This is a genomic window from Mesorhizobium sp. M2A.F.Ca.ET.037.01.1.1 (assembly GCF_003998075.1).
Lineage (GTDB): Bacteria > Pseudomonadota > Alphaproteobacteria > Rhizobiales > Rhizobiaceae > Mesorhizobium.
On record NZ_RZSA01000103.1, the window covers coordinates 1 to 10,820 of the forward strand.

The 10,820-nt window shown below is 64.0% G+C and carries 11 protein-coding genes; 7 read left to right on the forward strand and 4 right to left on the reverse strand.

Annotation, left to right across the window (positions count from 1 at the left end; translation table 11 throughout):
* The 4 genes from EOA27_RS07915 to uraH all read right to left on the reverse strand — a co-directional run.
* Nucleotides 1-170 (reverse strand): XdhC family protein (locus EOA27_RS07915; RefSeq protein WP_281059400.1); only part of this gene is annotated, 170 nt, incomplete at its 3' end.
* 62 nt (nt 171-232) lie between these two features.
* The gene (gene xdhB, locus EOA27_RS07920) at nt 233-2,596 is read right to left on the reverse strand and encodes a xanthine dehydrogenase molybdopterin binding subunit (protein WP_126079899.1); all 2,364 of its coding nucleotides are present in this window, start codon (nt 2,594-2,596) and stop codon (nt 233-235) included.
* A gap of 193 nt (nt 2,597-2,789) precedes the next feature.
* Nucleotides 2,790-4,271, reverse strand: a complete 1,482-nt coding sequence (xdhA, locus tag EOA27_RS07925; RefSeq protein WP_126079900.1) for a xanthine dehydrogenase small subunit — start codon at nt 4,269-4,271, stop codon at nt 2,790-2,792.
* Between the two features lie 3 nt (nt 4,272-4,274).
* A complete protein-coding gene (uraH, locus tag EOA27_RS07930) occupies nt 4,275-4,649 on the reverse strand; it encodes a hydroxyisourate hydrolase (protein ID WP_126079901.1) in 375 nt (124 codons plus the stop codon).
* A 169-nt stretch (nt 4,650-4,818) separates the two neighbouring features.
* Between uraH and puuE the strand changes: the two genes are divergently transcribed.
* From puuE to EOA27_RS07965, 7 genes are all read left to right on the forward strand, one after another.
* The gene (gene puuE, locus EOA27_RS07935; RefSeq protein ID WP_126079902.1) at nt 4,819-6,243 is read left to right on the forward strand and encodes an allantoinase PuuE; all 1,425 of its coding nucleotides are present in this window, start codon (nt 4,819-4,821) and stop codon (nt 6,241-6,243) included.
* A gap of 93 nt (nt 6,244-6,336) precedes the next feature.
* Nucleotides 6,337-7,212: a bifunctional allantoicase/(S)-ureidoglycine aminohydrolase gene (locus EOA27_RS07940; RefSeq protein ID WP_126079903.1), complete on the forward strand. Its 876-nt coding sequence runs from the start codon at nt 6,337-6,339 to the stop codon at nt 7,210-7,212.
* Nucleotides 7,209-7,700, forward strand: coding sequence for an ureidoglycolate lyase (locus tag EOA27_RS07945; protein ID WP_126079904.1), 492 nt, complete (start codon nt 7,209-7,211; stop codon nt 7,698-7,700). Before EOA27_RS07940 ends, EOA27_RS07945 begins: the two co-directional genes overlap by 4 nt.
* 10 nt (nt 7,701-7,710) lie before the next feature.
* A complete protein-coding gene (locus EOA27_RS07950; RefSeq protein WP_126079905.1) occupies nt 7,711-8,304 on the forward strand; it encodes a nucleoside deaminase in 594 nt (197 codons plus the stop codon).
* A 55-nt stretch (nt 8,305-8,359) separates the two neighbouring features.
* Nucleotides 8,360-8,665 carry a type II toxin-antitoxin system MqsR family toxin gene (locus EOA27_RS07955; protein ID WP_126079906.1) on the forward strand — a complete coding sequence of 102 codons (306 nt, stop codon included), beginning with the start codon at nt 8,360-8,362 and terminating at the stop codon, nt 8,663-8,665.
* A 1-nt stretch (nt 8,666) separates the two neighbouring features.
* The gene (locus tag EOA27_RS07960; protein WP_126079907.1) at nt 8,667-9,083 is read left to right on the forward strand and encodes a type II toxin-antitoxin system MqsA family antitoxin; all 417 of its coding nucleotides are present in this window, start codon (nt 8,667-8,669) and stop codon (nt 9,081-9,083) included.
* A gap of 79 nt (nt 9,084-9,162) precedes the next feature.
* Nucleotides 9,163-10,820 (forward strand): CocE/NonD family hydrolase (locus tag EOA27_RS07965; protein ID WP_127255866.1); only part of this gene is annotated, 1,658 nt, incomplete at its 3' end.

Genomic DNA, 10,820 nt, shown 5'->3' on the forward strand with positions numbered 1-10,820 from the left:
ATATATTCGAGCTGGCCGCCGCCGATCGTGCCGAAAATGGCCGATGTCGAGACGAGCATGAAAGCGCCGGCCTCGCGCGGCGTCGAGCCTTTCGTGGCCGCGACCTCGACGAGGGCGACCCGGCCGGTTTGGCCGAGGAACGCCTTCAGATCTTGTACTTTCGAGTTCATCGTCTGCATTTCCATCCCGGAAATATAGCGTTTTGCGCCTCGATTTGCACGTTTAGGCGCATTCAGGCCGGCTGCGTGGCCTCCCGCTTCAGCCTCTCGATCGCCATCAAGACACGCTCCGGTGTCGCCGGCGCGTCGAGGCGCGGACAGATCCTGTGGTCCGCGACGCTCGCGACGGCGTCGGAAAGCGCATGCAGAACCGACATGCCGAGCGGGAAAGGCGGCTCGCCGACGGCCTTGGAGCGATGCACGGTCGGCTCGTTCGCCTCGGACCAGTCGGCCAGCGTGACGTTGAAGACTTTTGGACGGTCGGAGGCGAGCGGGATCTTGTAGGTCGACGGCGCATGAGTGCGCAGGCGGCCCTTGTCGTCCCACCACAGTTCCTCGGTGGTCAGCCAGCCCATGCCCTGGATGAAGCCGCCTTCGACCTGGCCGAGGTCGATGGCGCGGTTCAGCGAACGGCCGGTTTCATGCAGGATATCGGTGCGTTCGACCACATATTCTCCGGTCAGCGTGTCGACCGAGACTTCCGAGCAGGAAGCGCCATAGGCGAAGTAGTAGAACGGGCGACCTTCGCCCTTGTCGCGGTTCCAGTGGATCTTCGGCGTCTTGTAGAAGCCGGCCGCCGACAGCTGGATGCGGGCCATATAGGCCTGCTTGACCAGATCGCCGAAGGGTATCTCCTGGTTGCCGATGCGGACGCGGTTGGGCAGGAACAACACCTGGTCGCGCGGCACCTGGTATTTTTCCGAGGCGAAGTTGGTCAGCCGGTCCTTGATCTGGCGGGCGGCGTTCTGCGCCGCCATGCCGTTGAGGTCGGAACCGGACGAGGCGGCGGTCGCCGAGGTGTTCGGCACCTTGCCGGTGGTGGTCGCGGTGATCTTCACCTGATCGAGGTCGATCTGGAACTCCTCGGCCACCACCTGCGCCACCTTTAGGTAGAGACCCTGCCCCATCTCGGTGCCGCCATGGTTCAGATGCACCGAACCGTCGGTGTAGACATGCACCAGCGCGCCGGCCTGGTTGTAGTGCGTGGCGGTGAAGGAGATGCCGAACTTGACCGGCGTCAGCGCCAGCCCGCGCTTGATGAAGCGGCTGTTGGCGTTGAAAGCGCTGATCTCGCGCCGGCGCCGCGCATAGTTCGAGCTCGCCTCCAGCTCGGCGATGATGCGCTGGATGACATTGTCCTCGACCGTCTGGTGGTAGGGCGTGACGTTGCGGTCGCCCTCCTTGTCACCACTTGCGCCATAGAAGTTCTTCTTGCGGATCTCGAGCGGGTCCTTGCCGAGGGCAAAGGCCACCTCGTCGATGACCCGCTCTGCGCCGACCATGCCTTGCGGGCCGCCGAAGCCGCGAAACGCGGTGTTGGAGACCGTGTTGGTATAAAGCGGCGCTGACTGAGCGTGCACCGCCGGCCAGAAATAGGTGTTGTCGCAGTGGAACAGCGCGCGGTCGGTGACCGGGCCGGAGAGGTCCGACGAAAAGCCACAGCGCGCAGCAAACATGAAGTCGACGCCGAGGATGTTGCCGTCGTCGTCGAAGCCGACCTCGTAGTCGATCAGGAAATCATGCCGCTTGCCGGTCGCGGTCATGTCGTCGTCGCGGTCCGGCCGGATCTTGACCGCACGATGATGGCGCTTGGCCGCGATCGCGGCGAGCGCCGCGAACTGGTTGCCCTGCGTTTCCTTGCCGCCGAAGCCGCCGCCCATGCGGCGGATTTCCACCGTGATGGCGTTGCTCGGGATACCCAGCGCATGGCTCACCATATGCTGGACTTCGCTCGGATGCTGGGTCGAGGAATAGATGGTGACGTCCTGGTCCTCGCCGGGGACGGCCATTGCGATATGGCCTTCGAGATAGAAGTGCTCCTGGCCGCCGAGGCGCATCTTGCCCTTGAGCTTGCGGGGCGCTGCCTTGATCGCCGCCGCCGCGTCGCCGCGCCTCAATGTGAGCGGCGGCGTGACAAGCTTGTCCTTGCGCGGGTCGAGCGCGCCTATGTCGGTGACGAAGGGCAGCTGCTCGTACTCGACCCTGGCCAGCCTGGTGGCGCGGCGGGCCTGCTCGCGTGTCTCGGCGATGACGCAGAAGATCGGCTGGCCATAGAACTCAACCTTGCCCTCGGCGAGCACCGGCTCGTCATGGCGGCCGGTGGGCGAAATGTCGTTTTCTCCCGGCACGTCCTTTGCCGTCAGCACATCGACGACGCCAGGCGCGGCGCGCACGGCCGAGAGGTCCATCTTCGTGATCGTCGCATGCGTCGCGGTGGACAGGCCGAGGCAGCCATGCAGCGTGCCGGCCGGCTCCGGCATGTCGTCGATATAGACCGCCGTGCCGCTGACATGCTTGTGCGCGGATTCGTGGCGCTGGTCGCTGGCGACGCCACCCGAGATCTTCTGGGCCTTGAGGTTAGGGACGTGCTTGGTCATTCAGCCTCCTTTCCTTCTCCCCGTTCACGGGGAGAAGGTGGCCCGAAGGGTCGGATGAGGGGCGGCGCTGACGTCGACGAGTTTGCAGAAAACGACCGGTGCCGGCGCCGCCCCTCATCTGCCTGCCGGCATCTTCTCCCCGTGAACGGGGAGAAGGACGCTACCCGCGACTGCTTGCACGCGTTGATTTGCATCAGGCCGCCTCGCTGCGCGAAACCTGTAGCGGCGCCTTGGTGCCGGTCGTCTCGACATAAAAGCGCAGCAGAAGGTTCTTCGCCGCCAGCGCCCGATATTCGGCGCTTGCCCGCATGTCGGTGAGCGGCGTGAAGTCACTGGCGTATTCGGCCATAGCCGCCTCCACGGTCGCTTCGCTCCAGACCTTGCCGATCAATGCCTTCTCAACCGCCGTGGCGCGCTTCGGCGTCGCCGCCATGCCGCCATAGGCGATGCGGATATCGGCCACCGTACCGTTCTTGGCCAACGTCAGGTAAAAAGCCCCGAGCGTCGCCGTGATGTCCTCGTCGCGGCGCTTGGTGACCTTGTAGACGGCAAATTTTTCGCCGCTCGCCGGCACCGGAACATGCACCGCTTCGACGAACTCGCCGGGCTGACGGTCCTGCTTGCCATAGGCGATGAAGAAGGTTTCGAGCGGGATCGTGCGGCGCTTCTTGCCCTTGCCCAGCGTAAGCTGCGCGCCGAGCGCGATCAGCGGCGGCGGCGTGTCGCCGATGGGCGAGCCGTTGGCGATGTTGCCGCCGATCGTGCCCATGTTGCGCACCTGCTCACCGCCGATGCGGTCGACCAGCGGTCCCAAGGCCGGGATGCGCTTCGACAGCGTCTCGAAGGCTTCGGTGTAGGTTACGCCCGCGCCGATGGTGATGACGCCGTCCTTCTCCGAGATGGCGCGCAGGCCGTCGAGACCGCCGATGAAGATCGCGGGCGAGATGTCGCGCATATGCTTGGTGACCCAGAGGCCGACATCGGTCGAGCCGGCGACGATGGTGGCGCCCGGCTCCTTTTCGAGCAGCCCTGCGAAATCGTCGACGCCGGCCGGCACGATCAGCCGCGCCTTGCCCGACCCGATCTCGACTCTCGCGCCATCGCGCAATGCCTTCAGCCGCGCGGTGATGTCCTTGCGCTCCACCGCCAGCGGATCCTTCGCCGCCTTGCCGTAGCTCGAAATGGCATGCGCGGCGCGCATGATCGCCTCATAGCCGGTGCAGCGGCAAAGATTGCCCTGCAGCGCCTTTTCGATCGCGGCGTTGGACGGATCGGGCGTCTTCATCCACAGCCCGTAGAGCGACATGACGAAGCCCGGCGTGCAGAAGCCGCATTGCGAGCCGTGGAAATCGACCATCGCCTGCTGCACGGGGTGCAACTTACCAGGCTCGCCGCGCAGATGCTCGACAGTGACGACATGGGTGCCGTCGAGCGAACCCACGAAACGGATGCAGGCATTGACGCTTTCATAGACCAGGCCGTCGCCGGCAAGCTTGCCGACCAGCACCGTGCAGGCGCCGCAGTCGCCCTCGGCGCAGCCTTCCTTGGTGCCGCGCAGCGAGCGGTTGAGCCGCAGCCAGTCGAGCAGGGTCGCATCGGGCGCGACGTCTGTGAGAGCCACGTCGCCGCCGTTCAGGATGAAACGTATCTCGGTGCGGACCTTGGTATCGGCCATGTCTCAACTCCCCCGATAGGTCGAGTAGCCATAGGGCGAAATCAAGAGCGGGACGTGATAGTGCCGCGCTTCTGCCATGCCGAAGCGGATCGGCACGATGTCGAGGAAAGCAGGCTCAGGCAAGCTGATGCCTTGGCCACGCAGATAGTCGCCGGCGGCGAAGACCAGCTCATATTCGCCGGTGCGGAACTCGGCGCCGGCGAGCAGCGGCCCGTCGCAGCGACCATCGTCATTGGTGGCGACGGTCTTGAGATGGGTGCGGCTCTGGGCCTCGATGCGGAAAAGCTCGATCGACAGGCCCTTTGCCGGCCGTCCGGTCGCGGTGTCCAGCACATGGGTGGTCAGGCGCCCGCCATCGGCTTTCGACGTTTCTGCCACTGGCGGCCTCCCGTCTCGGTACAATCTCAGATCAATTGTGCGCCAATTAAAGGCGATGCATAAGCCCCGGTCGAGCGGAGCGGGGCAAAAAGCACTTTCAAAAATTTTCGGGGGAATGCATGCGCACTCCTTTCGATATCTTAATCGCAACCATCGGGCAGGAGCGACAATGCGTTACGATAGGGACATGCGCGGTTACGGGGCCAATCCGCCGGACCCGAAATGGCCTGGCGGCGCGCACGTCGCGGTTCAGTTCGTCGTCAACTACGAGGAAGGCGGCGAGAACTGTGTGCTGCACGGCGACAAGGCCTCGGAAGCCTTCCTGTCCGAGATCGTCGGCGCAGCGCCGTGGGTCGGCCAGCGCCACTGGAACATGGAGTCGATCTATGAATACGGCGCCCGCGCCGGCTTCTGGCGGCTCTACAGGCTGTTCACCGAAGCGCAGGTGCCGGTGACCTGCTACGGCGTCGCCACCGCGCTCGCACGCTCGCCCGATCAGGTCGTCGCAATGCAGGAAGCCGGCTGGGAGATCGCCTCGCACGGCCTGAAATGGATCGACTATCGCGACCATGCGGCCGAGGATGAGAAGCGCGACCTCGATGAGGCGATCCGGCTGCATTACGAGGTGACCGGCGCGCGGCCGACCGGCTGGTATACCGGGCGCACCTCGGTGAACACGGTGCGGCTCGTCGCCGAGGAAGGCGGCTTCGACTATGTCTCCGACACCTATGACGACGAGCTGCCTTACTGGTTCGACCGCGACGGGCTGGAGACGCCGCAGCTCATCATCCCCTACACGCTCGACGCCAACGACATGCGCTTCGCGACGCCGCAAGGGTTCAACTCCGGCGACCAGTTCTTCGCCTATCTGAAGGACAGTTTCGACACGCTCTACGCCGACGGCAAGGCAGGCCGGCCGCGCATGATGAATATCGGCCTGCACTGCCGGTTGGTCGGCCGCCCCGGTCGGGTAGCGGCGCTGAAGCGCTTCGTCGATTATGTTAAGTCGCATGACAAGGTCTGGCTGACCCGGCGCATCGACATCGCCAAACACTGGCGCGAGAAGCATCCCTATCAGGCGCCGGCGCTGCGGCCGTCCAGGATGGAGTTCGAGGAATTCGTGCACGCCTTTGGCGGCGTGTTCGAGCATTCGCCCTGGATTGCCGAGCGCGCCTACGAACTGGAGCTTGGGCCGGCGCATGACAGCGCGGGCGGCCTGCACAACGCGCTCTGCCGGGTCTTCCGCGCGGCGACGGAGGCCGAGCGTCTTTCCGTGCTCAACGCCCATCCCGACCTTGCGGGCAAGCTGGCGGCGGCCAAGCGGCTGACGCCGGAATCGGCCAGGGAGCAGGCCTCCGCCGGGCTCGACGCGCTGACCGACAAGGAGCGCGAGCTGTTCTCGAAACTCAACGCCGCGTATGTCACCACCTTCGGCTTTCCCTTCATCATCGCGGTCAAGGGCAAGTCCAAGGACGAAATCCTGGCGGAGTTCGAGGCGCGGATCGGCAACAGCCGCGGCACCGAGTTGGAAACCGCCTGCAAACAGGTCGAACGCATCGCGTTGCTTCGCCTGAAAGACATGCTCCCACTCTGATGTTTGTTTTTACGCAATTCCGGACGGAAGGCTTGGGCGAAGTCGCCGAATCCAACCCCTTTACACTGGAATTGCTCTGAGGGTCAGGACCCCATGGATATGATCAAGACTGCCGAGCGAACCTATTACGCGCCGCAGGGTGGCCATCCCGGCCAGAACGAGCTTTTGACCGGCCGCGCCGTCTTCACCGAAGCCTATGCGGTCATTCCCAAAGGCGTCATGCAGGACATCGTCACCAGTCCGCTGCCGTTCTGGGACAAGACCAGGGCCTGGATCATCGCAAGGCCGCTTTCGGGCTTCGCCGAGACTTTTTCGCAATATATCGTCGAGGTCCTGCCGGGCGGCGGCAGCGACCGGCCCGAACTCGACGCCGGCGCCGAGGGCGTGCTGTTCGTCGTCGAAGGCGAGATCACCGTTTCGCTGGCCGGCAAAAAGCATGTACTTGCCCCCGGCGGCTTCGCCTTCCTGCCGCCGTCCAGCGGCTGGACGGTGCGCAACGAGAGCGGCGCCGCTGCCCGATTCCACTGGATCCGCAAGGCCTATGAGGCTGTCGACGGCCTCGACGTGCCGGAAGCCTTCTTCTCCAGCGACCAGGACGTCGCGCTGAGCCCGATGCCGGGCACGGAAGGGCGCTGGGCAACGACCCGCTTCGTCGATCCGGCCGATATGCGCCACGACATGCATGTCACCATCGTCACGCTGAAGCCGGGCGCGGTCATACCGTTCGCCGAGACCCATGTGATGGAGCACGGGCTCTACGTGCTCGAAGGCAAGGCTGTTTACCGGCTCAACCAGGACTGGGTCGAGGTCGAGGCCGGCGACTTCATGTGGCTGCGCGCCTTCTGCCCGCAGGCCTGCTATGCCGGTGGACCCGGCAATTTCCGCTATTTGCTCTACAAGGACGTCAACCGCCACGCCAGGCTTAACGGTTATCTTGGGGGCGGCTATCTCGGGGGCAAGGCGCGGTGAGCCGCATCGTTGCCAAGCCACTGACCCGCGAGAACTTTGCGCCTTTCGGCGACGTCATCGACATGGGCGGCGACAACCGCTACCCGATCAATGGCGGCAAGGCGATGCGCTATCACGACCTGGCCACGGCGGAAGCGGCCGGCCCGAACGCGCGGGTGCTGATCTCGATGGTGCGCGGGACGCCCTACGAGATGCCGCTGAAGCTCACCATGGTCGAACGCCATCCGCTCGGCAGCCAGGCCTTCATCCCGCTGTCGCCGCGGCCCTTTCTGGTGGTCGTCTGCCATGACACCAAGGACGGCCCGGGTGAGCCGCACGCCTTCCTCGCCGGACCCGGACAGGGCATCAACTACCGCCGCAACCTGTGGCATGGCGTGCTGACGCCGATCGGCGAGGAACAGGATTTCCTGATCGTCGACCGCGCCGGCGACGGCTCCAATCTCGAGGAATTTCACTTCTCGCACCCTTACGAGATCCACCTTCCCTGAAAGCCCTTCCATGACCGACGTTTCGCTGATCGACCGCCTGCTCGACGTGATCGAGCACGACATCGTGCCAAAGACGGCGCAAGGCGTCGCCCATGGCAATAAGCTGTTCGGCGCCGCGATCCTCAGGAAGGACGACCGCTCGCTGGTGCTGGCCGAGACCAACAACGAGATGGAAAATCCGCTCTGGCATGGCGAGGTGCATTGCCTGAAGCGTTTCTATGAGATGCCGAAGGCTGAGCGCGTCGACACCCAGGATGCGTTGTTTCTCGCCACGCATGAGCCCTGCTCGCTCTGCCTGTCAGCGATCACCTGGACCGGCTTCGACAATTTCTACTATCTGTTCAGCCACGAGGATTCGCGCGACAGCTTCGCCATTCCGCACGATCTCAAAATCCTGAAAGAGGTCTTCACCCTGGACCCCGGCGGTTACAATGCCGAGAACGCCTATTGGAAAAGCTTTTCCATTCGCAGGCTGGTGCGCGCCCTGCCCGAAGCCGAGCGCAAGCGGCTGGAGGCAAGGATCGGCAGGATTTCGGAGCGCTATGACGAGCTGTCCGACGCTTACCAAGCGAGCAAGGCGGAGAACGACATTCCGCTGAACTGAATCGTTTCCACTGCACCTACCTTGAATTGCCACCTTTATGGTGGCATATTGAGTCATGGAGAAACGCAGGCCCACCTACGATCTTGAGGCGATCAAGACCACGTTCGGGTCTGTCGACACGTTGGCTATCACAACGTCAGCCCTGCGCGATGCGGTCGGCCTTGGTTTCGATCGCGCCGGCATTGTCGAGGTGATCGATGGCATGACGCGGAAGATGTTCGTGAAATCGATGACGACCTTCGCCGATCACCGGGTCTGGCAGGATGTCTATCACGTGCCGGCGCGCGACATGCTTCTCTATGTGAAATTCCAGGCTGATGTCGTGACCGAATTCATGGTCATGGCATTCAAGGAGAAATGACATGGCGCCAGAAACCAGTGAAACCATGATCTCTCCCGAAACCGGAGAGATCCTGACGCGCGGGGTACGTCCGTTCACCGTGACCTACAAAGGCGAGAGCATGGTTGTCGACCTGCCGGGCTACTATCCGGCTTCGGCTTCGGACGGAGACGGCGTGCATGTCGGGGAGGATATGGCTGCCGTTGATGCCGCCCTGCGCATTCTCAAGGAAAAGATCGACGGCCTGCCGGCGCCAGAAACCATCCGGCGCATGCGCGCAAAGCTCAAGCTGTCGCAGCGTGAGGCGGGTTCCCTGTTCAAAGTCGGCGAGAATGCCTTCGACAAATATGAGCGAGGTCTGATCGAGCCGAGCGGCCCGACCATTCAGCTGATGACGTTGCTCGAAAAACACCCCGAATTGCTCGACGAATTGCGCTAACGACCCAGGTCGCATTTTTTGATGCTCCAGTCGCGAATGGCGATTGAAAGTCGGTGCGCCGCGGAGCGTTATGCGCCCCATGAAAACCGTCACAGAATTCCCCCGCAAAGTCGTCGAATTTCCCGATATGGGCATCGTCATGCCGGATGGCTGCCGGCTGTCGGCGCGCATCTGGATGCCCGAGGATGCCGCCGACAATCCCGTGCCCGCGATCCTCGAGCATCTGCCCTACCGCAAGCGCGACGGCACCATTTTTCGCGACCAGCTCACCCATCCCTATTTCGCCGGGCACGGTTATGCCTCGATCCGCGTCGACATGCGCGGCAATGGCGATTCCGAAGGACTGATGGACGATGAATATTCCGAGCAGGAACTGCAGGACGCCTGCGACGTCATCGCCTGGGCGGCGGCGCAGCCCTGGTGCAACGGCAATGTCGGCATGATGGGCATCTCCTGGGGCGGCTTCAACTGCCTGCAGGTGGCGGCGAAACAGCCGCTGGCGCTGAAGGCGGTGATCAGCCTGTGCTCGACCGTCGACCGCTATGCCGACGACATCCATTACAAGGGCGGCTGCCTGCTCTTGGAAAATTTCGGCTGGGCCTCGACGATGCTGTCCTATTCGTCACGGCCGCCGGATCCGGCGATTGCCGGCGGCAACCGCTGGCGCGACTTATGGCTCAGCCGGCTGGAGAACCAGGCCTTCCTTTTGCCGCTCTGGCTCAGTCACCAGCACCGCGACGCCTATTGGAAGCGCGGCTCGATCTGTGAGGATTTTTCGGCGGTCAAAGCGGCGGTGCTGTCGATCGGCGGCTGGCATGACGGCTACCGCAACACGATCTCCAATCTCGTCACCGGCATCCAGTCGCCGGTCAAAGGCATCGTCGGCCCCTGGATCCACAAATACCCGCATTACGCCGGACCCAATCCGGCTATCGGCTTCCTGCAGGAGGCGCTGCGCTGGTGGGACCGCTGGCTAAAGGGTGCTGCGACCGGCGTCGAGGCCGATCCGGACTACCGCGCCTATGTGATGGACAGCGTGCGGCCGGCGCGCTGGCACCCGGAACGGCCGGGCCGCTGGGTGGCGGAGCAGGAATGGCCGTCCTCAAACATCAAGGTCGAGGCGATCGAGCTTATCGCCAATGGCGGCAAACCCCTGATCGTCGCTTCGCCGCAGACCTGCGGCCTCGCCGGCGGCGAGTATTTTCCCTTCACCTTCGGGCCGGAATTGCCCGGCGACCAACGCCCCGACGACGCGCTGTCGGTCTGCTTCGACCAGCCCGAGCTCGGTGAGGCGATCGACATCGTCGGCGCGCCGGAGCTCGCGGTCCGAGTTGCCTCCGATCGGCCGCAGGCCAACATCGCGGTGCGTCTCTGCGATGTGCACCCGGACGGCGCCTCGGAACTGATCTCCTATGGCTTGCTCAATTTGACCCACCGCGACTCGCATGAGTTCCCGCAGGCGCTGGTGCCAGGGCAGACCTTTTCGGCGCGCGTCGTGCTCGACCAATGCGCCTACCGCGTGCCGGCCGGCCATAAATTGCGCGTCGCCGTTTCGACCGCCTACTGGCCGATGATCTGGCCCTCGCCGGAACCGGTGCAACTCGATCTTGCGAAGGCCACGCTGAAGCTGCCGCTGCGGCCGCTGGCGAAAGGCAATGAGGTTTCGTTCCCTGAGCCGGAAGGCGCGACGCCCTGGGCGACCGAGACGATCAGGCCGACGAGTTCCGAACGCCATAT

Coding starts and splice junctions, on each gene's coding strand:
- EOA27_RS07940 (WP_126079903.1), top strand. CDS start 6,337: ATGGATATGATCAAGACTGCCGAGCGAACCTATTACGCGCCGCAGGGT.
- EOA27_RS07960 (WP_126079907.1), top strand. CDS start 8,667: ATGGCGCCAGAAACCAGTGAAACCATGATCTCTCCCGAAACCGGAGAG.
- EOA27_RS07955 (WP_126079906.1), top strand. CDS start 8,360: ATGGAGAAACGCAGGCCCACCTACGATCTTGAGGCGATCAAGACCACG.
- xdhA (WP_126079900.1), bottom strand. CDS start 4,271: ATGGCCGATACCAAGGTCCGCACCGAGATACGTTTCATCCTGAACGGC.
- EOA27_RS07950 (WP_126079905.1), top strand. CDS start 7,711: ATGACCGACGTTTCGCTGATCGACCGCCTGCTCGACGTGATCGAGCAC.
- xdhB (WP_126079899.1), bottom strand. CDS start 2,596: ATGACCAAGCACGTCCCTAACCTCAAGGCCCAGAAGATCTCGGGTGGC.
- puuE (WP_126079902.1), top strand. CDS start 4,819: ATGCGTTACGATAGGGACATGCGCGGTTACGGGGCCAATCCGCCGGAC.